Raw genomic sequence first — 22,696 nt, forward strand, 5'->3', positions numbered from 1 at the left:
GGGGGCCGACCGGCCAGGCTCACGGTATCGCTCGACCCCCTTCCCACAAGCCCTCATTCCGTGTGACGCACGCCACATCAAGGCGCCCTGGCGGGCCGCTTGAAGTGTCAACTAGCGTGATGTATCCGCTCGTTGAAGCCTCTCACCGGGGACGTCGGCGACGCTCACCGGAGACGGGAGCAAGGCGTGCCTAACGGTGGCTTGATTGACTACTTGATAGTCGGCGCGGGACCCGCTGGACTCCAGGCCGGATATTTCCTTGACCGCTCCGGCCACAGCTATCTCATCGTCGAGTCCGGAACAGCTCCGGGAACGTTCTTCACGCGTTTCCCGCGACACCGGAAACTCATATCGATCAACAAGGTGCACACCGGCTGGGACGACCCCGAGCTGAGGCTGCGCACCGACTGGAACTCGCTCCTCTCGTACGAGGGCGCCCCGCTGTTCACCGAGCGCACCCCGCGCTACTTCCCGGCCGCCGACGACATGGTCCGCTACCTGGCGGACTTCGCCGCGACGCACCGGCTCAACGTCCGGTACGGCACCCGCGTCACCGGGATCAGCAGGCCGGGGCCGCCCGCGGGGACCGGCGACTTCACCGTCCGCACCGCGGACGGCACCGTCCTGCGCGCCCGGCGCCTGATCATGGCCACCGGCGTCAGCCTGCCCTACGTACCCCCGGACATCGAGGGCGTCGAGACCGCCGAGCGGTACGACGACGTGTCGGTCGACCCGGACGACTTCACCGGCGAGCGGGTGCTGATCATCGGGCGCGGCAATTCCGGCTTCGAGACGGCGGACAACCTGATCGAGACGGCGGCCGTCATCCATCTGGCCGGACCCGGTTCGCTGCGCATGGCGTGGCAGACGCACTTCGTGGGGCATCTGCGGGCGGTGAACAACAATTTCCTGGACACCTACCAGCTGAAATCGCAGAACGCGCTCCTCGACGGCCGGGTGCTCGCCGTGCGCAAGCAGCCCGACGGCACGTATGTGGCCGCGGTGAGCTTCGCCCGGGTCGACGAAGTGGTCAAGGAGATACCGTACGACCGCGTCATTCTCGCCACCGGATTCCGCTTCGACGCGTCCCTTTTCGCCCCGGAATGCCGCCCGCGGCTCACCATCAACGATCGGTTTCCGGCGCAGACCGACGCCTGGGAATCCGTCGACGTCCCCGATCTGTTCTTCGCGGGCACGCTCACCCAGGTGCGGGACTTCAAGAAATCGACCAGCGGATTCATCCATGGATTCCGCTACGGCGTACGGGCGTTGCACCGCATCCTCGAACGCCGCTACCACGGCGTGCCCTGGCCCGGCAGGGACCTTCCGGCCACCGCGGCGGCGGCCGCGGACGCCGTGATCGCGCGCGTCAACCGCAGCTCCGCGCTCTGGCAGCAGTTCGGCGTCATGGCCGACGCGCTGCTGCTCGGCACCGACGGCGGTCTGCGCCACTGCGAGGAGGTGCCGGTCGACCACCTCCACCGCGCGGTCGCGCAGGGGCACTTCGGCGACGTGACGCGGTACTTCGGCGTCACCCTCGAGTACGGCGCCGACCACGACCGCGTCGACCCGTTCGACATCGGGGTCGGCCGGGTGGGGCAGCGCGACACCAGCGGACTCGACGGGCGCTATCTGCACCCGGTCGTCCGCGCCTACCGCGCGGGGGAGCTCCTGGCCGAGCACCACCTCACCGAGAACCTGGAGAACGAGTGGGACAGCGAGGAGGTCCACCGCGCCCCGCTCCTGGCCTTCCTGCGCGAGCACCTCGCCCCGGACAGCGCGGGCCGCGCCTGATGTCCCGCATCGAGGAGCTGCACGACCGCGCCCGCGCCGCACTCGACCCCGTCCACTACGACTACTACGCCGGGGGCAGCGGAGCCGAGACCGCCCTCGCCGACAACGCACGCGCTTTCGCCGAACTGGCCCTGCTGCCGCGGGTGCTGCGCGGCAACGACCGGCGGGACACCGCTGTCGCCCTGCTCGGCGACCGGGCCTCGCTGCCGGTGGTCGTCTCCCCCACCGCCTTCCACCGCCTCGCCCACCCCGAGGGCGAGCGCGCCACCGCCCGCGCCGCCGCGCACGCCGGGACCGTCCTGGTGACCAGCATGGCGGCCACCGTGGCCGTCGCCGAGGTCACGGCCGCGGCGCGGACCGTGCGCGCCGACGCCGCCGTGTGGTTCCAGGTCTCCTTCCATCCGGACGACGACGTCACGACCGCCCTCGTCCGCCGCGCCGAGAAGGCGGGCTGCACGGCCCTGGTGGTCACCGTGGACACCGCGGTGTTCGGCCGCCGCACGCGCGACGAGCGCAACGGCTTCCACGACCTGCCGCCGGACCTCGCGCCCGAGAACCTGCGCGACCTGCCCGGCGCGCCCCCGGGCGGCACCCTGCGCATCGCCATGTCACCGGAGTTCACCTGGCGGCACCTGCGCCGCCTGCGCGACCTGACGAGCCTGCCCGTGGTCCTCAAGGGAGTGCTGCACCCGCTGGACGCGCGCACCGCCGTCGACGAGGGCGTGGACGCCATCTGGGTGTCCAACCACGGCGGCCGCCAGCTCGACGCGGCGCCGGGTGCCCTGCGGGCGCTGCCGCGCGTCGCCGCGGCCGTCGTCGGGCGCGTGCCCGTGCTCCTTGACGGCGGGGTCCGCTCCGGGGCCGACGTCGCGGCCGCCCTCGCGCTCGGCGCCACGGCGGTCGGCGTGGGCAGGCCCGTGCTGTGGGGGCTCGCGGCGGACGGCGAGGCGGGCGTGCGGGAGGTCCTGGAGCTGCTGCGGTCGGAGTTCGACCACGTCCTCACCCTGTGCGGCGGCCGAAGGCCCGGCGACCTCACGGCCGACATGGTCGTCAGGAGGGAGTGGCCGCCCGTGCCCGCAGCCGAAGCGCCGGTCGGACAGGACGGCCGGGCAGGGCCGTCGGGGCAGCCGCGATGAGGTCCCGTACGCGAGCCCGCTGGGCCGCCGCGGCCGGGCTCGCCGCGCTGTCCACGCCGTACTGGCTGCCGTCCGCGGTGGTCGCCCTGCGGATGCGCGTCTTCGCGCGGCTCGGCGGCGGCGAGGGCGTCACCGTCCCGAACGCGCAGGTGGGGCCCGACCGGTTCGAGGATCTTTACGGGCATCCGGCGGCGGGCGGCCGCAGCAGGGGCGCCGCCCTCTCCGACCTGTTCTGGTACTGGCTCGCGCCCGGGGCCGACGTCCACCAGGAGCACCTGGAGGCCGGTCCGCGCTACGACGAGGTGGCCCGCACCACCCTGGCGATCCTCGCAGGACCGGCCGCGGACGTCTCCGGCGCCGCGGCCCGCTGCACCGCCGCCGTCCTCGACGAACTGGGCACGGGCCGGGCGGCGCTGGTGCGCCTGCGCGACCTGATGATGCCCGTGTGGGCGGAGTTCTTCCACGAGCGCGTCTTCCACGAACCGTGCCCGCCCGGGGTGCGGCGCCTGATCACCGACCACGCCGACGACGTGGTGAGCTCGCTCAAGTGCACCCGACCGCGCCGCATGCGGCGCCGTCTCCGGCTGACCCGGTATCTGGCGCGCCGCGTCGCCGCCGGAGCCGTGCCGCACGCGCTGCCCCGCTCCCTGACCGCGCGCGAGCGGGCGTACTACCTCCAGGGCACGTTCTTCAACACGGCCGTGGTGCAGCTGTCCGAAGCCATGGCCCATCTGCTGCTCGCCCTCGCCGAACACCACGACGTACAGGACCGCGTGGCGCGCGCCCCGGACGACGACCGCTATCTGGACCACGTCATCGACGAGACGTTCCGGCTCTACCCCCTCTTCGGGGTCGCCCACCGCGTCACCACCGCCGACATCACGCTCGGCGCGGGCCCGACGCTGCCCGCGGGCTCGGTGCTCTGCTTCAGCTACCCCGCCTACCACGCCACCGGGTACGAGGACCCGGACTCCTTCGCGCCGCACCGCTGGGAGGCGCGTACGGCCAAGGACGCCCACCACATCCCCTTCGGCGTCGCCGCCAACCGGCCGTGCCCGGCCTGGCGGCTCGCGCCCCTCGCGATGCGCGCGGCCACGCGCGAGGTCCTGCGCCGCTACGCGCTCGACTCCGCGGTCTCGCACACCCGGTCCATCCCGCACCGCGCCCCCTGCCTGCTGGTGCGGCGCGGGCGGCCGCTGCCCCGGCCGTGGGCGCTCGGCGCCCGCGCGTTCCTGCGGGTCAGGGACCGCTTCGAGGACGTGGGGCGGGCACCGGCGCAGCTCGTCCTCGGCACCTGGATGGTCCTCGACGCGCGCCGCCACCGCCTCGCCACGACGTACTTCGCGGCCCGTGACACCGAGGGGCGGCCGCTCGCAGGCCGGCCCGGCGCGGACTCCCCGGGGTGCCCCCGCCCGCCCGCTTGAGACGGCTCCCGCGAGCCGCCCCCACCGCCGTGCGCCACCCCGAGTCGAAGGGCGCGGACCATGTCCACCACCGAGCTCGGCCCCACCTTCTTCCTCGCCGTCGTGGTGATCCTCGTGACCTGCCGGGTCACCGCGCTCGCGCTGCGCGCTCTGGGGCAGCCGCCCGTCGTCGGCGAGATGGTCGCCGGGGTACTGCTCGGCCCGTCCCTCCTCGGCCTGGTCGCGCCCGGCGTCGAGGAGGAGCTGTTCCCCGACGCGCTGCGCCCCGTGCTGTTCGTGGCCGGGCAGATCGGCCTGGTCATCTTCATGTTCCAGGCCGGGTACGAGCTGCGCACCGACCGGCTGAAACCGCTCGCCAAGGCCGCGGGGGCGGTCTCGGCCGCGGGCGTGCTCGTGCCGCTCGCGCTCGGCACCGGGCTCGCGTGGGCCGCGCACGGCTGGGTCGACATCCTGCCCGCGGCCGAGCCGCTGCCGGTGACGTGTCTGTTCGTCGGGGTCGCGCTCGCGGTCACGGCGTTCCCCATGATGGCCCGGATCATCTCCGAACGCGGCCTGACCGGTAGCCGGTTCGGCTCCCTCTCGCTCGCCGCGGGCGCCCTGGACGACGTCGTCGCGTGGGTGCTGCTCGCGGGCGTCCTGAGCCTGTCGCGGGACAGCGCGGGCCCGTTCGCGAAGGCGGTGGCGGGCGCGGCCGGCCTGGTCCTGGTGCTCGCGCTGCTCCTGCGCGCCCGGGAGCCGCTCGCGCGCCGCCTGGAGCGGCTCGCCCCCGAACAGGTCCTGCTGTTCGTCGTCATCACGCTGTTCCTCGCCGCCTGGTACACGGACACGATCGGCCTGTACGCCGTCTTCGGGGCGTTCAGCCTCGGCGTGGTCTTCCCGCGCTCCGCCGCCGTGGACCGCGCGGTCGGCGCCGTCACGCCCGCGGGCCAGATCGTCTTCCTGCCGCTGTTCTTCACGTACTCGGGCCTCAACACCGACTTCGGCCTGCTCACCGGGCCCGCGCTGCTCCTGCTCACGGCCGCGTGCGTGGCGGCGGCCGTCGTGGGCAAGTTCGTCGCGTGCTGGCTGGCCGCGCGGGCCGTCGGCGAGGAGCAGGGCGTCGCGCTGCGGGTGGGCACCCTGATGAACGCGCGCGGCCTGATGCAGCTCATCGCCATCAACGTCGGGCTCGCCGCGGGCATCGTGTCGCAGCGCATGTTCTCGATGCTCGTGGTCGTCGCGCTCGTCACGACGCTGATGGCGACGCCCGTCCTGAGCCTGTGGGACCGCCGCGACCGCAGGGCGCGGCCGCCCGCGGGCGAGGACCGCGAACCTCTTCAAGAACCGGCTCCGAAGGCGGCCGGAACAGGCCCGTGACGGCCCTGCGCGGGGCTGTGCGGCGCCGTGCGGGGCGGTCCGCACGGCCCCGGTCGCCGCGTTCGCACACGGCCCGCACACGCCCGTGCGCGCGTTCGTCGCATACCGTCTGACCTGGGATTTCGTACGTCACGCCGGTACTGTCCAGGGACATCGCGAAAGGGGATCGGATGGACCGGAACACGCGCGGGGCCGGGCGGAACATACGCAGTGTCGAGGACGTACTGGAGCTCATGGACGGCCTGTTCGCGCCGGAGGCCGACCGCTGGACGGCGGGCGCGGCCGACTGGTGGGACGGGTTCTACACCGACCGGTCCAAGCCCGTGCCGTTCTTCGTGGACAAGCCCGACGCGCACCTGGCCGCCTGCCTCGACGCGGGGGTCGTCACGGCGGGGCGGGCCCTCGACCTCGGCTGTGGACCGGGGCGCAACGCGCTGCACCTGGCCGCGCGCGGCTTCGCGGTCGACGCCGTCGACCTGTCGCCGGCCGCGCTCGCCTGGGCCGGGGAGCGGGCCCGCGAGGCCGGGGCCGACATCCGCTTCCACCACGGCGACGCCTTCGCGCTCGGCCCGGACGCCCTGCCCGGCCCCTACGACCTGGTCGTCGACTCGGGCTGCTTCCACCACCTGCCGCCGCACCGCCGCGTCAGCTATCTCGCGCTGCTCGACCGGGTCCTCGCGCCCGGCGGCCATCTGGCCCTGACCTGCTTCGCGTCGGGCCGCATGGGCTCGGAGCTGTCCGACGCCGACTTCTACCGGCAGGAGCCGCTGCACGGCGGCCTCGCGTACTCGGCCGACGCGCTGCGCTGGATCTTCGCCGATCTCACGGAGGTCGAGCTGCGCCCGATGCGCGACGAGCCGCCCGGGTCGCCGCACTTCGGCAGGTCCTTCCTGTGGGCGGGCCTGTTCCGCAGGGACTCCTAGGCGGACCGCCGCACGACACGGCCGAGCGGGGCCCTGCACCCTTCGGGGCGGGGCCCCGCCCCGTGGGTGGAGAGGCTCCACCCAAAGGTGCGTCGAAGGATGCACACCCGCCTCGCCCGGGCGCACGACGCGCCGCCCCGACCGCGCCGGAAGAGTGGAAGGCGACCGGTGACGCGATCCCGCCTCCGCTCGGCGGCGGGCGACGGAAGGGGCCCATGATGGACGGCTGCGCGACAGGGGGTGCCCAGGGCGGCGGTACCCGGCCGCCCGGGGCGGGGTTCGACCGGCACGGCACACGCCGCCGCGCCGCGTTCGGCACGGCGGGCTGCGCCGTGCTGGTGGCGGCGCTCCTCAGCCCCGGGTACGCGGGGGCGACGACGCCTCCCGCCCCGGCTCTCGACGCGCCCGAGGGCACGGTCCTGCTGCCCAACCTCGACGACGACACGCGCCGCTGCCGGCTGCGCCCCGGCGACCTCGACCGCCTCGACGTGGCCGTGGACCGGCGGCTCGCCGCGTGCCACGACGCGGCGGACGAGGTCGTCAACGGCCCCGAAGACCTCAAAGACTTGACGCCGGTGCGGGTGCGCCAGAGCCGGGTGGCGGGCGCCGCGGGCGGCCGCGTGTCCGTGCCCGCGGCGCAGCGTCCGTACGTACGGATCTTCATCGAGCGCGACGGCCGGTACGTCCCGCTCGGTGGCGAAGGGCGCCTCACCGCACGGGAGGTGCGGCAGGGGGCGCGACTCGCCGTGGAAGGGCGCGACATCGTGCGCGACACCCGGAAGTGGGACGGCCGGGTCGACCTGACCCTCACCGTGGCGGGCGCGGAGCCGCGGCGCACCACCCTGACCCTGCGCATGGCGCCGGTGCTGCTCCAGCACGACCTCCAGCGCGCCCAGCACGTCATCGCCGCCGCGCCGGGGCCCGGCGCCCCGGGCAGCGGGCAGCCCGCCGAGGTGCCCGTCCACACGCGGCCGCCGGGGCAGTGGCGGGAGTTCGCCGACTCGCTGCGCGCGGCGACCCGCGCGGCGGGCCTCCCCGATCGCGAACTGCGCTTCCAGGCGGGCTCGTCGCGGTGGTGGCGCGACATCTGGCGCCAGGACATCGCCGAACCCGGCTACGTCAGCAAGCCGACGCCCGGCGGCACCCCGCACACCATGCGCGTCCTGCTGCGCTCCCCCAACCACTGGAAGTCCGCCGACGGCCGCAAGGAGAGCCTGCGCAGGGCGGGCCGGCTGCTCTTCCGCGATCTGCGCGGCCCGGACGTCGGCGTCGTCCAGCAGTACACGACCCGGCGCGGCCCCGGCGTCGACGAACTCCTCAACTTCACCGGCAACATCGAGTCCCTGCCGCCCTACCCGGGACACCCGCGGGGCCGGATCGTCTACGGCGCGACGGCGCAGCGCCACCCCGACCCGTCGTTCACGCGCATGCTCCGCGCCCAGCGGCAGCAGGAGCCGGTCGTCCTCGACACCTCCTGGCTGTTCGCCGGGCACGCCGACGAGACCGTGCACGTCGTCCGGGCCGACAACGCGCGCGGCTGGACCCTCGCGGTGTCCGACCCGCGCCTCGCGCTCGACCTGCTGCGCGAGGCGCGGCGCGCCGGTGCGGGCGGGCAGCGCCTGTTCGCGGACACCGTCGCGCCGGACAAGCCGACCGTCGACGAGCTCCTGCGGTACGAGGCCGCCGAGGGCGACAACGCGGACGCGGCCCGGCACGTCGACGGACAGCTGAAGGTGCTGCTGCGCGAGACGGGCCTGCGCGCGGACGAACTCGTCCGCCTCCCCGTGCTGTACGCCCGCGTCGAGGCCCGGCCCGGCGGGCCGCGCCGCCACATCGCCTTCTCCCCCGCCCTCGCCAACGGCCTGTCCCTGACCGCCCGCGAGTACGCGGCGCCGGCCCCGCACGGGCCGCGGGTGGGCGGGCGCGACCTGTTCCGGGACGCCGCCGCACGCGCCCTGACGGCGAGCGGCGTGCGCGTGCGCTGGGTGGAGAACTTCTCCTGGGCACACCTGAGCCTGGGCGAGGTGCACTGCGCGACGAACGCGCTGCGCGAGATCGGCCCGCCGCCCGCGCGCTGACGCGCGTACCGGCAGCCGGGCGGGACGCCCTTCCCGCGGGGCGCGGACTCCTGCGCGGCCTCCTATAGGGCACAGCCGCCCGGCTGCCAAGCGATCGACCGATTCATCATGCTCCCGCGTGACACGGCTGACCGGGCGGGCCGTGTCTCGGGACAATGGCGTCCATGTCTGACGACTGGAAGCGGCAGATCGACGCGCTCCACTCCGAACTCGTACGCCGCGACGACCCGGCCGCGTGGGTCAGCGAGGCCGACGCCCTGGACGCCTCGTACCTCTACCCCCATCTCGCCGTGCGCGGCCCGGTGTTCGGGCTCGCCGCCCGCGAGCCGGGGGACGAGATGGACTGGCGCCTGCTCAACGACGTCATGGACGGCACCCCGCAGCAGGCGCGCGACGGCCTCAACTCCCTGCTGTGGTTCAAGGCGAAGGACAGCGCGGACGGCCGCGCCGAGCGCCGGGCCCTGCTCGCCGCCGTGGCCCGCCTCGAACAGGAGCGGGTGAACGAGGTCACCGTGCTCGGCACCCGCTACCGCGTCGTGCGCGGCGAGGAGTTCGCGCGCGCCGGTGACGACGGCCTCGAACCGCCGCGCCCCACCGATCCGGAGCCCGCTGTCCCCTCGTGGGACGAACGGCCGTCGCCGCCCTCCCACGACGCGGGCTTCGCGCTCGCCCCCGGCCGCGACAGCGGCGTCATGGCGGGCGCGCTGCGGCTCGCGCTGCGCGGCTTCACGTACGTGGGCGACGACTATCCCCCGGCGTTCCGCGAGGACGCGCGGCGGGCGGTGCGGGACTATCCGGACGTGGTGCTCCTGCCGGTCAGCTTCGGCGTCGCCGAACGGCGCGGCGAGCGCTGGCGTCCGCGCGGCGCCCTGATGCCCACGCCCCACGACGCCCGCCGCCTCCTCGTCCACGGCCTGACCGAGTTCTGGCCCCTCCTGTACGACCTCGACGACGCCGACCGCGCCGAGTTCACCCGCGCCGCCGACCTCTTCAAGTCGGCGGGCCGCGCCAACGAGGTCGTCGTAGGCGACCAGTGCTTCCGCATCTGCCGCGTGGAACGCATGGTCCGCGTGGGCCCGGACGGCCCCGAGCCCGCCCGCCCTTCGGACGTGGAGACGACGGAACCGATGAAGCTGCATCCGACGATGGACGAGAACGGGGTGATCCGTTACGACGAGTGAGCCGCCGCCCGCGGCCTGCCGACGCTCGCGAGTACCTCGGACCGAGGCATGTGTCGTCGCTGTGCGACCATGGCCCCGTGTTGGAGCTAGCGATCCTGGGAAGTCTCGCCGAAGGTCCGCTGCACGGCTATGAGCTGCGGCGACGGGTCGAGCAGCTGTCCGGGCACACCCGGCCGGTCAGTGACGGCAGTCTGTATCCGGCGATCAACCGGCTGGTGAAGCGCGGGCTGCTGAGCCGGCACAGCGAGCCGGGCGCTGCGGCCGCCCGGCGGCACGTCCTGACCCTCAACGACGCCGGGCGCGATGAGCTGCTTCAGCGGCTGCGCGACCCCGCGCCGCACGAGATCACGGACTCCTCGCGGTTCTTCACCGTCCTGGCGTTCCTCTCGCTGCTGCCCGACACGGCGGGGCAGCACGCGGTCCTGCGGCGGCGCCTGGAGTTCCTTGAGACCCCCGCGAGCTTCTTCTACGAGGGCGACCGGCCGCTGCGGGCCGAGGAGGTCGAGGACCCCTACCGCCGCGGCATGCTCCTGACCGCGCGGGCCGTCAACCGCGCGGAGGTCGCCTGGCTGCGGGAGGTCCTGGACGGCGGCGCGGACGGCACCGGGGGCAGCGGGCCCTGAAGGCGCCCGCCCCGCGTCCGGCCGACCGGACAGCCTCCCCGCGGCGAAAGCACCGCGGCGATCTGCGGATACCCGGTGGCCGGGCCGGGTAGGGAACCGGGTCGGCGTGCGGCGCACATCGAGGTTGCGGCGTCCGCCCGGGTTCTGGTTGCGTCACGCGGGCGACCACGAGAACCGCGGCCCGACCGCCTTCCCGCCCTGACGGAGTGCTGATGACCATCGAACCGAGGACGACGACCACCCGCGCGGGAGGCACCGCGACCACCGCCGCGGCCCGCTGGCTGCGGCGCCCGCAGCCGCGCCCCGCCGCGCGGACCACCCTGGTGTGCTTCCCGCACGCGGGCGGCACCGCGTCCTTCTTCACGCCCTGGGCCCAGCTGCTGCCCGCCCACGTCGAGCTGGTCGCGCTGCAGTACCCGGGCCGTCAGGACCGGCTCGGGGAGCGGCCGATCGCCACGATGACCGACCTGGCCAACGCCGTCGCGGAGGTGTTGCGCACGGGCATACGCGCCGACCGCGACCTCGTCCTCTTCGGGCACAGCATGGGCGCCGCGCTCGCCTGGGAGACGGCGCTGCGCCTGGAGGCAGGGACGGGCCCCGCGCCGCGGCGGCTCTTCGTCTCCGGGCACGAGGGCCCGCGCCGCAAGCGCCGCGGCACCGTGCACCTGCTGCCCGAGGAGCAGTTCGTGGGCAAGATGAAGGAACTGGGCGGCACCGACCCCCGGCTCCTGGACGAGCCCGAGCTGCGCGAGATGGTGCTGCCCGCGGTCCGCGCCGACTACCGCCTCATCGAGACCTACCGCCCGGACCCCGACGCCCGGCTCCGCTGCCCGATCGGGGTGTTCACCGGCGACCAGGACGATGAGGTGACCCCCGAGGACGCGGACGCGTGGCGCGAGACGAGCCTGGGCGGCGACTTCTTCACGCGGGTGCTGCCCGGCGACCACTTCTACCTCGCGGACCAGGCCGAGCACATCATCGCCGACATGTTCGGCGCCCGTTCGGGCGCCGGACATGTCGGCGAGGCCTGAGCGAGGTTCAGACCGCGGCGCGCTCCGGGGTCCGCGGGTCCGACTCCGGCTCCGCCGCCTTCGTCGGGGCGCTCGCACGCGGCGCGTGCCCCGCTCGCAGCCCGACGAGGGCGACCGCCACGACCAGGAGGAACGCCGCGCCCGCGATGGCGAAGCTCAGGGTGAACTGGCTCTCCTCGGGCAGCGCGGGCATCCCGGCGGGAAGCTCGATCGTCTTCGACGCGAGGAGGGTGGTGATCATCGCGCTGGCGATGGCACTGCCCACCGAGCGGGAGATGGAGTTGATGCCGTTGGCGATGCCGGTCTGGTGAGCCGGGACGCTGGCGACGATGAGCGCGGGCATGGAGGCGTAGCCGAAGCTGATCGCCAGGCCGACGACCATGCCCGCGCCGATCACGGAGGCGCTGGTGTCGTGGGCCAGGGTCAGCCAGGCGAAGCCGAGGACGCCGAAGGCCGCGCCGACGGCGAGCGTGACCCGCGCCCCGATCCGGCGCACCAGGACGCCGCCGAACTGGGCACCGACCAGCGAGACGAGCGTGGTCGGCAGCAGGTAGACGACGGAGGCGCCGAGCACGGAGGCGCCGAAGCCGTAGCCGGCCACGTCCTCGGGCATCTGCACGAGGTACGAGACGCCGATGAACTGGGCGAACATCGCGAAGCCGAGCAGCAGCCCGGCCAGGTTGGTGAAGAGCACGGGCCGGTGCGTGAACATCTTCATGTCCACCATGGGCTCCTTGACCCGGCTCTCGGTGAGGACCCACACGCCCGCCATCACGACGGCACCGGCGAAGGAGCCGAGCGTGCGGCCCGACGTCCAGCCCCACTCGTGGCCCTGCGAGATCGGCAGGAGCAGCAGGACGAGGAGCAGCGCCAGGGTGAGCGCGCCCAGCCAGTCGGTCCTGCCGCCCGTCTTGGAGCGGGAGGCGGGCACCACGAAGATCACGCCGACGAGCGCCACCACGGCGAGGACGACCGCGAGCCAGAAGACCCGGTGGTAGTCGGGGTCGTCGCCCTGGGTGAGGAGGCCCGCGCCGACCAGGGCGAGACCGCTGCCGAACGCGAGCGTGCCGCTGGCCAGGGCCATCGCCCCGTGCAGCTTCTCCGGCTTGATCTCCTCGCGCAGCACGGACAGGGCGAGCGGGAAGATCGCGGTCGCCGCTCCCTGCATCACGCGGCCGACGATCAGCCAGGTCAGCGAGGTCGTGGTGGCGGCGAGCACCGAGCCCGCGATCATCACCAGGAGTACGCCGATGAGCGTGGGCTTCTTGCCGTGCTGGTCGCCGAAGCGGCCGAGGAGCGGGGTGAAGACGGCGGCCGACAGGAGTGTGGCCGTGGTCACCCAGCTGACGTTGGCCGTGGTGGCGTCCAGGTCGCTCTGGATGATCGACAGGATCGGGACGACCAGGGTCTGCATCATCGATACGACCATGGCGGCGAGACCGAGGACCAGGACGACCGAGGTCTGTCCCGAGGGCCTTGAGCCTGCCGTGTGCTGTGCGTGAGACACGGAATCTCTTCCCAACTGCTTAAGAACCTAGAAACTTGAGAACCTCAAGCAACTGCATCACTGTAGGGGCCATTGATTGAGATGGTCAAGTTTTAGGGCGTAAGGTGGAGCCATGCCAGAAACTCCACGCGTCGGCACCGGCCAGCTGATGGAGCTGCTCTCGGTGTCGCTCGGTTCCTACTACGGCGACTTCACGGCCGCGGCCGCCCGTGAGAACCTCACGGCCAGCCAGGGCAAGACCCTGAGCGTGCTGCGGCGCGGCCCCGCCGCGATGCGCGTGCTCGCCGGGACACTGGCCTGTGACGCGTCGAACATGACGGGCATCGTCGACCGCCTGGAGAAGCGCGACCTGGTGCGGCGCGAGCCCAGCCCCGGCGACCGGCGCGTCAAGAACGTGGTCCTCACCGCCGAGGGCGAGCGCGTCATCGACGCGATCCGCGCGAACATGCGCACCACCCTCGCGGGCCTGGACACCCTCGACGACGAGGAGCGCACGGCCCTGCACGACCTCCTGAGCCGCGTCTTCGCCCCCTCCCCAGAGGACGCTTCCTAAGTCGGCTGCCCCGCGAACGGCACCCCCGCCAGGCCGTCCCCCGCCCCCGGCAGCACGAGGACCGCGCCCGCCATCGGGTGCGGGCGGCGGCGGCCGACGCGGGCCGTGGTGACGTACAGGTCGCGCAGGTCCTGGCCGCCGAAGGCGCACGCCGTGGGGCGGGGCACGGGAAGTTCGACGACGCGGTCGAGGGTGCCGCCGGGGGTGTAGCGGCGGATCTGCGCGCCGTCCCAGAGCGCCACCCAGACGCAGCCCGCGGCGTCGACGGTCAGGCCGTCCGGGAAGCCCGCGCCCGCCTCGACGGACACGAACTCCCTTCGCCCGACCGGCCGTTGATCCTGCATGCGGCAGACGTCGATCCGCCGCGTCGGGCTGTCCACGTAGTACACGAGGGTGCCGTCCGGGCTCCAGCCGATGCCGTTGCTGACGGCCACCGCGGGGAACAGCTCGGTCGTGGTGCCGTCGGGCGCGACGCGGGTGAGGTTGCCGCCGCCGGGCGCCTCGTCGTAGCGCATGGTGCCCGCCCACAGGGTGCCGTCCGGCGCGACCGCCGCGTCGTTGCCCCTGCGGCCGGGCACGGGGTCGTGGACCAGCCAGGAGAAGGCGCCGTCCGGCGCGTAGCGGCCGACGCCGTCGCGCAGGTTCACCACGAGGCCGCCGCCCGCGCACGGCTTGGCCGCGCCGACGTGCTGCTCGGTGGCGAGCACCGTACGACGGCCGGACGAGGGGTCGTACGTGTGCACGCGCGAGCCGAGGATGTCCACCCAGAGCAGCCGTCCCGCGGCCGCGTCCCAGGTGGGGCCCTCACCCAGCTCCGCCGACGCGGGGACGGCGACCTCCGCGGCCGGGCGCCTCATCGCGCGCCCCGGTGGCCCAGGCGCGCGGACAGATCGCCCGCGCCCTTCGCGGCGAGCTCGGCCAGCTCCGCCTCGCGGTCCTCGCTCCAGCGGATCATCGGTACGGAGACGGAGAGCGCGGCGACCACGCGGCCCGCGCTGTCGCGCACGGGCGCGGCCACACAGCTGACGTCCGGGTTGGACTCGCGGTGCTCGAAGGCCGTGCCGCGCTCGCGGATCGCGGTCAGCTCGGCGCGCAGCGCGGTCGCGTCGGTCAGGCTGGCGGGCGTCATCGCCGTCAGCGCGCGGCCCGCGACCCGGGCGTCGAGCTCGGCCGGGGGCAGCGAGGCGAGCAGCATCTTGCCGACCGCCGTGCAGTGCGCGGGCAGGCGGCGGCCCGCGGCGGAGACCATGCGGACGGCGTGCGTGGAGTCGACCTTCGCGATGTAGATGACGTCCGTGTCCTCCAGGATCGCGACGTGCACCGTCTCGTCGCAGGTCTCGGCGACCTCCCGCGCGACGCGCTGGCCCTCGGCGGCCAGGTCGAGCTGCTCCGCGTACCTGCTGCCGAGTTGGTACGTGCGCACGCCGAGGCGGTAGCGGCCGGGCTGCTCGGGGACCGGTGCCAGATAGGAGCGTGCGGCGAGCGTCGTGAGCAGCTCGTGCACGGTGGTGCGCGGCAGTCGGAGCTTGCGGGTGACCTCCGGCGCGGACAGGGTGCCGTCACCGTCCAGGAACAGTTCCAGTATGTCGAAAGCCCTGGTCACCGCGGGGACGAGGCGTCCCATGCCGTCCACCCACCCTCTACGTTCGATACTTCGGCTGTCGGTCGGTATGACGAACGAAGGCTATGCGCGGCGGTGTTGGTGAGGCAATGGTCGCGCCGCACGGGCCGGTGCGCGACCCATTGACACCCCCGAGAGCGGCCCTTTACGGTCACGCCACCATTTCGAACGCGTGCCGAAATATCGAACGACTTCGACCCGTCGTCCACGCATCTGAGGGGCAACTGCCGTGCGCATCACGGGAATCAGCACTCACGTCGTCGGGACCCCCTGGCGCAATCTCACCTATGTGCTCGTCCGCACCGACGAGGGCCTGACGGGGGTCGGCGAGACCCGCATGCTGGGCCGCACCGACGCCCTGCTCGGCTATCTGCGCGAGGCGGAGGCCAACCACATCGCCGGGTCCGACCCGTTCGCGGTCGAAGACCTCGTCCGCCGCATGAAGTACGGCGACTACGGCCGGGCCGGGGAGATCGTGATGTCCGGCATCGCAGTCGTGGAGATGGCCTGCTGGGACATCAAGGGCAAGGCCCTGGGCGTGCCGGTGTGGCAGCTGCTCGGCGGGAAGGTGACCGACCGCGTCAAGGCGTACGCCAACGGCTGGTACACCACCGAGCGCACCCCGGAGGCCTACCACCGGGCCGCCAAGGAGGTCGTGGCGCGTGGTTACCGCGCCCTGAAGATCGACCCGTTCGGGACCGGGCACCTGGAACTCGACGCCGAGCGGAGCCGGTACGCCGTGTCCCTGATCGAGGCGGTGCGCGACGCCATCGGGCCCGACGCCGAGCTGATGGTGGAGATGCACGGCCGCTTCAGCCCGTCGACGGCGGTCCGGCTCGCCCGGGAGCTCGCGCCCTTCGAGCCCGCGTGGCTGGAGGAGCCGGTGCCGCCGGAGAACCTCAAGGCGCTGGCGAAGGTGGCCCAGAAGGTGGAGGTGCCGCTCGCGACGGGCGAGCGCGTCCACGACCGGATCGAGTTCCGCGAGCTCTTCGAGTCGCAGGCCGCCGACATCGTCCAGCCGGACGTCGGCCACATCGGCGGCATCCTGGAGGCCCGCAAGCTGGCCGCCACCGCCGAGACGCACTACACGCTGGTCGCGCCGCACAACGTCGGCGGCTCCGTGCTCACCGCGGCCTCCCTGCAACTCGCCGCCTGCACCCCCAACTTCAAGATCCTGGAGCACTTCAACGACTTCGCGGACGCGGAGATCACGAAGGTGGTCCGGGGCGCCCCGCGCGTCGATCCGGAGACGGGCTGCTTCGAGATCTCGCACGCTCCCGGCCTCGGCGTCGAGCTCGACGCCGACGCGGCGGCCGAGTTCCCGCAGCGGCGGGCCCGGTTCGACCTGTGGGCCGAGGGCTGGGAGCGGAGGAACCCGCGGTGAGCGGCACGGCCCCGAGGGCCGGCAGCCGCTCCCTGGTCGTGGAGCGGCCGGGCGTGCACCGCCTGGTCCGCCGCCCCGTACCGGAGCCCGGCGTCGGCGAGGTCCTGGTGCGCGTCGCCGCGGCCGGGATCTGCGCCAGCGACCGCGAGCTGTACGAAGGCCGCCGCGACGCCGCGTACGTGCGGTATCCGGTGACGCCGGGCCACGAGTGGGCCGGCACCGTCGTGGCCGTCGGCGACGGCGTCGACACCGAGCTCGTGGGGCGGCGGACCGTCGCCGAGGGCTTCCGCTCCTGCGGGATGTGCGAGCGCTGCCGGGGCGGGGAGACCAGCCTGTGCTCCGGCGGGTACGCCGAGACCGGGTTCACCGAGCCGGGTGCCTTCGCCGACTACCTCACCGTCCCCGCCCGGCTGCTGCACCCGCTGGCGGACGACGCGGACCTGCGGGCGGCGGCCCTCCTGGAGCCCGCCGCCGTCGTCGCGGCCGCCGTACGCAGGGCGCGCCCCCGCTCCGGTGAGCGGATCGCCGTCGTCGGCGCGGGCACCCTGGGGATGCTCGCCGTGCAACTGCTCGCCGCGTCGACGCCCGCCGACCTCACGGTCGTCGACCCCCGGGCGGCCCGCGGCGAGCAGGCGACGGCCTTCGGCGCCACGGCCGCGCTGAGCCCGCAGGAGGCGAAGGCGGCGCACGGCCGCTTCGACCTCGTGGTGGAGACGGCGGGCGCGCCGTCCACCGCGGCCTCGTCCTGCCTGCTCGCCCGGCGCGGCGGGCGCGTCGTCCTGACGGGGATGTTCGCGCCCGGCGCCGTCGGCATCGACCCCGTGCACCTGTCCCTGAGCCAGCTGGAACTGCACAGCGTCTTCGGCGCCTCCTCCGCCGCCTGGTCGGACGCGGTCCGCGCGTTCGGCGCCGGGCTGCTCGACCCGGCGGCGCTCGTCACGCACGAGTTCCCGCTCGCGGAGTTCGGCGCCGCCGTCGCGCTGGTCGGCGGCGGCGATCCCCGGACGGGGAAGGTGCTGCTCCGCCCGTAGCGGAGGCTCCAGGCCCGGCCCCTCTCCTGTCCACCGACTCGTACAACGTCCGAAATCTCGAACAACTCCGAGCGAGGGAGCCCCCTTGACCTCTTCCTCACCCCTGCGCGTCCCGCCCCTGCCGTCCTCCGTGGCCGCCCCGGCGAGCCCGTGGGCGTCGCGCCGCCCCGGCGTGGACGCCCTGGCGCGCATCGGGCACGCCGTCCCCGCGGCCGACCCTGCCGACGCGTCGCCGTACGCGTTCCCCGACGGCGGCACCTGGCGCACCGAGATCCCGTCGGTGGAGGGCCCCGAGGCCCTGGCGGTCGTCCTCGACGAGAGCGCGCGGCTCGACGTGCCCGTGCACCGGGTCAGCCAGGGCAGCGGCGTGTGGATGCTCACCGACGCCGAGATTACCGAGATGGTGGCGGCCTGCGCCGCGCGCGCCGTCGAGCTGTGCCTGTTCACCGGGCCGCGCGGCACCTGGGACACCGGCGCCTCCACGCGCACCGAGTCCGGCGGCGCGGGCCCGCGCGCCCGGGGCCACGACGCGCTCGCCGGGTGCGTCGAGGACGCCCTGCGCGCCACCGGCCTCGGCGTGCGCTGTCTGCTCGTCGCCGACGAGGGCGTGCTGTGGACGCTGCACCGGCTCCGCGCGACGGGGCTGCTGCCCGCGGGCACCACGTTCAAGGTGTCGGCCCTGACGGGCCCGGTGAACCCGGCCTCGTTCGGGGTGTACGAGCGGCTCGGCGCCGACTCCCTCAACGTGCCCTCGGACCTGACGCTCGATCACCTCACCGAGATCCGCCGGGTGAGCCGGGCCCCCCTCGACATGTACGTGGAGGCGCCCGACGACCTCGGCGGCTACGTCCGCATGTACGAGGTCGCCGAGCTGATCCGGCGCGGCGCCCCGCTGTACGTGAAGTTCGGTCTGAGCAGGTCGCCCGGCATCTACCCGTACGGCGCCCAGCTGCGCGAGCACGCCCTCGCCACCGCCCGCGAGCGCGTCCGGCGCGGGCGGCTCGTCCTCGACCTCCTGGCCCGGCACGGCGCGGACGGCGGCCGCTCGCCGCTCGGCGCGCGACTCCCGGGCGACCTGGAGCGCTTCCCCGCCCCGGAAGGGAACTGACCCATGCGCATCCGCACCCCGGCCGCGGCCCTCCTCGCCGCCGGACTGCTCGGCGCCTCCCTCGCCGCCTGCGGCCAGGAGGCCAGGGGCGGCAGCCGCTACGAGCCGGACACCGGCAAGGGCGCCACCGTCGGCCTCGCCATGCCCACCAAGGCCTCCGAGCGCTGGATAGCCGACGGCGCGAACATGGCCGAGCAGTTCGAGAAGGCCGGGTACAAGACCGACCTCCAGTACGGCGACAACAAGGTCGAGAACCAGATCGCCCAGCTCGAGAACATGATCACCAAGGGGCGCGCGCTCCTGGTGGTCGCCGCCGTCGACGGCTCGGCCCTCACCGAGGTCCTGCGGCGCGCCCACGACGCGGGCATCCCCGTGATCTCGTACGACCGCCTCATCCTCGGCACGGGGAACGTCGACTACTACGCGTCCTTCGACAACGAGCGCGTCGGCCGCCTCCAGGCCCGGTACATCGTCGGGAAGCTGCGGCTCGGCAGGCCCGGCAAGGGCGGTGACACGCACAGCATCGAGCTGTTCGCGGGCTCGCCCGACGACAACAACACCAAGTACTTCTGGAACGGCGCCATGAAGGTGCTCCGGCCGTACTTCGACAGCGGCGAGCTCGTCGTGCGCAGCGAGCAGACGCGCCTTGCCCAGGCCACCACGCTGCGCTGGGACGGCGGCACCGCGCAGAAGCGCATGGACGACCTCCTCAGCAAGAACTACGGCTCGGCCCGCCTCGACGCGGTGCTCTCGCCGTACGACGGGATCTCCATCGGCGTCATCTCCGCCCTGAAGAGCGCGGGCTACGGCACCGAGGGCCACCCGCTGCCGGTCGTCACCGGGCAGGACGCGGAGCTGGCGTCGGTGAAGTCCATCATCCGCGGCGAGCAGACGCAGACCGTGTTCAAGGACACCCGCGCGCTGGCCGCGCGGACGGTGGCGATGGGCGACGCGCTCCTCAACGACAAGAAGGTCGCGGTCAACAACACCACCGACTACGACAACGGCGTCAAGACCGTGCCCGCGTACCTCCTCGACCCGGTCAGCGTCGACCGGTCCAACACCCGGCTCCTCGTGGACGAGGGGTACTTCACGGCGGGACAGCTCAGGTGACCCGCCCCGTCCTGGAGATGCGCGGGATCACCAAGGACTTCGCCGGGGTCAGGGCGCTCGCGGGGGTGAACCTGACCGTGCGCGCCGGGGAGATCCACGCGGTCTGCGGCGAGAACGGCGCGGGCAAGTCGACCCTGATGAAGATCCTCAGCGGCGTGCACGGACACGGCGACCACGGCGGCGAGATCCGCCTCGACGGCGAGCGCGTGGCCTTCAAAGACATCCGCGACGGCGAGCGGCACGGCGTCGTGATCATCCATCAGGAACTGGCGCTCGTCCCGCACTTGTCGATCGCCGAGAACGTCTTCCTCGGCAACGAGCGCACCCGGCGCGGCGGATTCGTCGACTGGGACGACACCCTGCGCGCCGCGCACCGGCTGCTGGCACGGGTCGGCCTCGACGAGCGGCCGCAGACGCCGGTCGCCGAGCTCGGCGTCGGCAAGCAGCAGCTCGTGGAGATCGCCAAGGCCCTGGCGAAGGACGTGAAGCTGCTCATCCTCGACGAGCCCACGGCCGCGCTCAACGACGAGGACAGCGCCAAGCTGCTCGACCTCGTCCTCGGCCTGCGCACGCAGGGGGTCGCCGTCATCGTCATCTCCCACAAGCTGAACGAGATCCGGCGCGTCGCCGACACCGTGACGATCCTGCGCGACGGGCGCTCCGTCGCGACGCTCGCGGTGCGCCCGGCCCCGGGCGCCGAGCCGTGCCTGTCCGAGGACCGCGTCATCCGCGGCATGGTCGGCCGCGACCTCGACCGGCGCTTCCCCGACCGCACGCCCTACGACGGCCCGCGGGACCTGGCCCTGGAGGTGCGCGGCTGGACGGTGCGGCACCCCGTCGACCACCGGCGCACCGTCGTCGACGACGTGTCCCTGACCGTGCGGCGCGGTGAGGTCGTCGGCCTCGCGGGCCTGATGGGCGCGGGCCGCACCGAACTCGCCATGTCCGTCTTCGGACGCTCCTACGGCCGGTACGTCACCGGGACCGTGGCGGTCGGCGGCCGCGAGGTGGCCGCGCGGACGGTGTCCGCGGCCATCGAGGCGGGCCTCGCGTACGTCACCGAGGACCGCAAGCGCTACGGCCTGAACCTCATCGACACCATCCACCGCAACATCTCCCTGGCCTCCCTCGCGGGCATGCGCCGCCGCGGCGTCCTCGGCGGTTTCGTGGACGCCCACCACGAGCGGTCCGTCGCCGAGGGCTACCGGGCGTCGCTGCACATCAAGGCCCCCACCGTCTTCGAGCAGGTGGGGCGGCTCTCCGGCGGCAACCAGCAGAAGGTCGTCCTGAGCAGGTGGATCCACGCCGACCCCGAGGTGCTGATCCTCGACGAGCCGACGCGGGGCGTCGACGTCGGCGCCAAGTACGAGATCCACTCCGTCGTCGACCGGCTCGCCGCCCGGGGCAAGGCCGTTCTCCTCATCTCCTCCGAACTGCCGGAGCTGCTCGGGATGTGCGACCGGATCTACACGATGGCCGAGGGCCGGGTGACCGGCGAGATCCCCCGGGCGCAGGCGACGCAGGAGGTCCTGATGCGCCACATGACCGCGCACCGCAGCCGCGGTGCCACCCGACCCGGAACGGAAGCCGAGGGCCCGTCATGACCACCACGACCACACCGCCGCAGGACGCATCCGACGCGCCGGGCGTCCGGCGGTCGACGGGCGCGCTGCTCGTCGAGCTGATGCGGGCCAACGTGCGCCAGTACGGCATGCTCGTCGCCCTGGCGGTCCTCGTCGTCCTGTTCCAGATCTGGTCCGACGGCACGCTGTTGCTGCCGAGCAACGTCTCGAACCTGATCCAGCAGAACGGCTACATCCTCATCCTGGCCATCGGCATGATGATCGTCATCATCGCGGGCCACATCGACCTGTCCGTCGGTTCCCTGGCGGCCTTCGTCGGCGCCGTGTCGGCGGTGATGATGGTCGAGCACGAGCTGCCGTGGGTCCTCGCGCTCGTGCTCTCGCTGGTCATCGGCGCGGTCGCGGGCGCGTGGCAGGGCTTCTTCGTCGCGTACGTCGGCATCCCGTCGTTCATCGTGACGCTGGCCGGGATGCTGCTGTTCCGCGGGCTCACCCAGATCGTCCTGGAGGGCCAGTCGCTTTCGCCGTTCCCCGACGGATTCCAGAACCTCGCCAAGGGGTTCATCCCGGAGATGGGCCCGTACACGCAGTACCACAACCCGACCCTGGTGATCGGGGCCGCGACGATCGCTTTCCTGCTGCTTCGCGAAGGGCGGGGCCGCAAGCGGCAGTTGGCGTACGGGCTCGACGTGATGCCGACCGGTCTGTGGGTGGCCAAGTGCGTGGCGACGGCGGCGGCGGTGGCCGCGTTCACGCTGACGCTCGCCAGCTTCCACGGCGTGCCCGTGGTGCTGCTCGTCATGTGCGGGCTGCTGATCGCCCTGGGCTATGTGATGCGCCACGCGGTCGTCGGACGGCACGTGTACGCGCTCGGCGGCAACAAGGCGGCGGCGAAGCTGTCCGGCGTGCGGGACCAGCGCGTCACCTTCCTCATCTTCGTGAACATGGGGGTGCTCGCGGCGCTCGCGGGCTGTGTGTACGCCGCGCGCCTCAACGCGGGCACGCCGCAGGCGGGGCTGAACTTCGAACTGGAGGCGATCGCCGCCGCGTTCATCGGCGGCGCGTCGATGAGCGGCGGCGTCGGCACGGTCATGGGCGCCGTGATCGGCGGCCTGGTGCTCGGCGTGCTCAACAACGGCATGTCGCTGGTCAACATCGGCACCGACTACCAGCAGGTCATCAAGGGTCTGGTGCTGCTGGCCGCCGTCGGCTTCGACGTCTGGAACAAGCGCAGGGCCGGTCGCTAGCGC

General features: G+C 73.5%; 19 protein-coding genes and 1 pseudogene. 17 read left to right on the forward strand and 3 right to left on the reverse strand.

Annotated elements, in window-relative coordinates:
* Positions 1 to 186 precede the first annotated feature (186 nt).
* The 9 genes from IG74_RS0105045 (at position 187) to IG74_RS0105085 (ending at position 11,546) form a co-directional block, all read left to right on the forward strand.
* Positions 187 to 1,794 carry an NAD(P)-binding domain-containing protein gene (locus tag IG74_RS0105045; RefSeq protein WP_234334215.1) on the forward strand — a complete coding sequence of 536 codons (1,608 nt, stop codon included), beginning with the start codon at positions 187 to 189 and terminating at the stop codon, positions 1,792 to 1,794.
* Positions 1,794 to 2,930: an alpha-hydroxy acid oxidase gene (locus tag IG74_RS0105050; protein ID WP_051854550.1), complete on the forward strand. Its 1,137-nt coding sequence runs from the start codon at positions 1,794 to 1,796 to the stop codon at positions 2,928 to 2,930. Before IG74_RS0105045 ends, IG74_RS0105050 begins: the two co-directional genes overlap by 1 nt.
* The gene (locus IG74_RS0105055; protein ID WP_030670205.1) at positions 2,927 to 4,354 is read left to right on the forward strand and encodes a cytochrome P450; all 1,428 of its coding nucleotides are present in this window, start codon (positions 2,927 to 2,929) and stop codon (positions 4,352 to 4,354) included. The genes IG74_RS0105050 and IG74_RS0105055 overlap by 4 nt, the downstream gene beginning before the upstream one ends.
* 60 nt (positions 4,355 to 4,414) lie before the next feature.
* The gene (locus IG74_RS0105060; protein ID WP_051854551.1) at positions 4,415 to 5,710 is read left to right on the forward strand and encodes a cation:proton antiporter; all 1,296 of its coding nucleotides are present in this window, start codon (positions 4,415 to 4,417) and stop codon (positions 5,708 to 5,710) included.
* Between the two features lie 170 nt (positions 5,711 to 5,880).
* Positions 5,881 to 6,633: a class I SAM-dependent methyltransferase gene (locus IG74_RS0105065; RefSeq protein ID WP_030670211.1), complete on the forward strand. Its 753-nt coding sequence runs from the start codon at positions 5,881 to 5,883 to the stop codon at positions 6,631 to 6,633.
* A 215-nt stretch (positions 6,634 to 6,848) separates the two neighbouring features.
* Positions 6,849 to 8,711 (forward strand): protein-arginine deiminase family protein, encoded by a 1,863-nt coding sequence (locus IG74_RS0105070; RefSeq protein ID WP_030670213.1) that lies wholly within the window; start codon positions 6,849 to 6,851, stop codon positions 8,709 to 8,711.
* A gap of 164 nt (positions 8,712 to 8,875) precedes the next feature.
* A complete protein-coding gene (locus IG74_RS0105075) occupies positions 8,876 to 9,892 on the forward strand; it encodes a DUF5954 family protein (RefSeq protein ID WP_030670216.1) in 1,017 nt (338 codons plus the stop codon).
* A 77-nt stretch (positions 9,893 to 9,969) separates the two neighbouring features.
* Positions 9,970 to 10,515 carry a PadR family transcriptional regulator gene (locus tag IG74_RS0105080; protein WP_051854552.1) on the forward strand — a complete coding sequence of 182 codons (546 nt, stop codon included), beginning with the start codon at positions 9,970 to 9,972 and terminating at the stop codon, positions 10,513 to 10,515.
* Between the two features lie 212 nt (positions 10,516 to 10,727).
* Positions 10,728 to 11,546, forward strand: coding sequence for a thioesterase II family protein (locus IG74_RS0105085; RefSeq protein WP_107058871.1), 819 nt, complete (start codon positions 10,728 to 10,730; stop codon positions 11,544 to 11,546).
* Positions 11,547 to 11,553: 7 nt separating this feature from the next.
* On the opposite strand, the gene IG74_RS0105090 is transcribed toward IG74_RS0105085, so the two are convergent.
* Positions 11,554 to 13,053 (reverse strand): MFS transporter, encoded by a 1,500-nt coding sequence (locus IG74_RS0105090; RefSeq protein ID WP_030670222.1) that lies wholly within the window; start codon positions 13,051 to 13,053, stop codon positions 11,554 to 11,556.
* A gap of 112 nt (positions 13,054 to 13,165) precedes the next feature.
* Between IG74_RS0105090 and IG74_RS0105095 the strand changes: the two genes are divergently transcribed.
* On the forward strand, positions 13,166 to 13,606 hold the full coding sequence (locus IG74_RS0105095) for a MarR family winged helix-turn-helix transcriptional regulator (RefSeq protein WP_030670224.1): 441 nt from the start codon (positions 13,166 to 13,168) through the stop codon (positions 13,604 to 13,606).
* Here IG74_RS0105095 and IG74_RS0105100 read toward each other — a convergent pair.
* Complete coding sequence (locus tag IG74_RS0105100) at positions 13,603 to 14,463, reverse strand: SMP-30/gluconolactonase/LRE family protein (protein ID WP_030670226.1); 861 nt, start codon at positions 14,461 to 14,463, stop codon at positions 13,603 to 13,605. The two genes, IG74_RS0105095 and IG74_RS0105100, sit on opposite strands and share 4 nt — an antisense overlap.
* On the reverse strand, positions 14,460 to 15,230 hold the full coding sequence (locus IG74_RS0105105) for an IclR family transcriptional regulator (protein ID WP_030670229.1): 771 nt from the start codon (positions 15,228 to 15,230) through the stop codon (positions 14,460 to 14,462). Before IG74_RS0105105 ends, IG74_RS0105100 begins: the two co-directional genes overlap by 4 nt.
* A gap of 226 nt (positions 15,231 to 15,456) precedes the next feature.
* On the opposite strand from IG74_RS0105105, the gene IG74_RS0105110 reads away from it, so the two are divergent.
* The 7 genes and pseudogenes from IG74_RS0105110 (at position 15,457) to mmsB (ending at position 22,693) form a co-directional block, all read left to right on the forward strand.
* A complete protein-coding gene (locus tag IG74_RS0105110; protein WP_030670231.1) occupies positions 15,457 to 16,611 on the forward strand; it encodes a mandelate racemase/muconate lactonizing enzyme family protein in 1,155 nt (384 codons plus the stop codon).
* Positions 16,608 to 17,642: a zinc-dependent alcohol dehydrogenase gene (locus tag IG74_RS0105115; protein ID WP_030670233.1), complete on the forward strand. Its 1,035-nt coding sequence runs from the start codon at positions 16,608 to 16,610 to the stop codon at positions 17,640 to 17,642. Before IG74_RS0105110 ends, IG74_RS0105115 begins: the two co-directional genes overlap by 4 nt.
* A 130-nt stretch (positions 17,643 to 17,772) precedes the next feature.
* Positions 17,773 to 18,750: a hypothetical protein gene (locus tag IG74_RS0105120; RefSeq protein ID WP_030670235.1), complete on the forward strand. Its 978-nt coding sequence runs from the start codon at positions 17,773 to 17,775 to the stop codon at positions 18,748 to 18,750.
* A gap of 3 nt (positions 18,751 to 18,753) precedes the next feature.
* A complete protein-coding gene (chvE, locus tag IG74_RS0105125; RefSeq protein WP_030670238.1) occupies positions 18,754 to 19,863 on the forward strand; it encodes a multiple monosaccharide ABC transporter substrate-binding protein in 1,110 nt (369 codons plus the stop codon).
* 56 nt (positions 19,864 to 19,919) lie between these two features.
* Positions 19,920 to 20,318, forward strand: a pseudogene (locus tag IG74_RS54640) (ATP-binding cassette domain-containing protein); the annotation flags it as partial.
* A gap of 27 nt (positions 20,319 to 20,345) precedes the next feature.
* Positions 20,346 to 21,467: an ATP-binding cassette domain-containing protein gene (locus tag IG74_RS0105130; RefSeq protein WP_420709855.1), complete on the forward strand. Its 1,122-nt coding sequence runs from the start codon at positions 20,346 to 20,348 to the stop codon at positions 21,465 to 21,467.
* Positions 21,464 to 22,693 (forward strand): multiple monosaccharide ABC transporter permease, encoded by a 1,230-nt coding sequence (gene mmsB / locus IG74_RS0105135; RefSeq protein ID WP_030670243.1) that lies wholly within the window; start codon positions 21,464 to 21,466, stop codon positions 22,691 to 22,693. Before IG74_RS0105130 ends, mmsB begins: the two co-directional genes overlap by 4 nt.
* The last annotated feature ends 3 nt before the right edge of the window (positions 22,694 to 22,696 follow it).

Origin of the sequence: Streptomyces sp. NRRL B-1347, assembly GCF_000720325.1 — a bacterium.
Taxonomy (GTDB): Bacteria; Actinomycetota; Actinomycetes; order Streptomycetales; family Streptomycetaceae; genus Streptomyces.

What these genes read in the sequence shown, in the direction of transcription:
- IG74_RS0105050 (WP_051854550.1), top strand. Translation starts at nt 1,794, where the DNA reads ATGTCCCGCATCGAGGAGCTGCACGACCGCGCCCGCGCCGCACTCGAC.
- IG74_RS0105055 (WP_030670205.1), top strand. Translation starts at nt 2,927, where the DNA reads ATGAGGTCCCGTACGCGAGCCCGCTGGGCCGCCGCGGCCGGGCTCGCC.
- IG74_RS0105060 (WP_051854551.1), top strand. Translation starts at nt 4,415, where the DNA reads ATGTCCACCACCGAGCTCGGCCCCACCTTCTTCCTCGCCGTCGTGGTG.
- IG74_RS0105065 (WP_030670211.1), top strand. Translation starts at nt 5,881, where the DNA reads ATGGACCGGAACACGCGCGGGGCCGGGCGGAACATACGCAGTGTCGAG.
- IG74_RS0105070 (WP_030670213.1), top strand. Translation starts at nt 6,849, where the DNA reads ATGATGGACGGCTGCGCGACAGGGGGTGCCCAGGGCGGCGGTACCCGG.
- IG74_RS0105075 (WP_030670216.1), top strand. Translation starts at nt 8,876, where the DNA reads ATGTCTGACGACTGGAAGCGGCAGATCGACGCGCTCCACTCCGAACTC.
- IG74_RS0105085 (WP_107058871.1), top strand. Translation starts at nt 10,728, where the DNA reads ATGACCATCGAACCGAGGACGACGACCACCCGCGCGGGAGGCACCGCG.
- IG74_RS0105095 (WP_030670224.1), top strand. Translation starts at nt 13,166, where the DNA reads ATGCCAGAAACTCCACGCGTCGGCACCGGCCAGCTGATGGAGCTGCTC.
- IG74_RS0105100 (WP_030670226.1), bottom strand. Translation starts at nt 14,463, where the DNA reads ATGAGGCGCCCGGCCGCGGAGGTCGCCGTCCCCGCGTCGGCGGAGCTG.
- IG74_RS0105105 (WP_030670229.1), bottom strand. Translation starts at nt 15,230, where the DNA reads ATGGGACGCCTCGTCCCCGCGGTGACCAGGGCTTTCGACATACTGGAA.
- chvE (WP_030670238.1), top strand. Translation starts at nt 18,754, where the DNA reads ATGCGCATCCGCACCCCGGCCGCGGCCCTCCTCGCCGCCGGACTGCTC.
- mmsB (WP_030670243.1), top strand. Translation starts at nt 21,464, where the DNA reads ATGACCACCACGACCACACCGCCGCAGGACGCATCCGACGCGCCGGGC.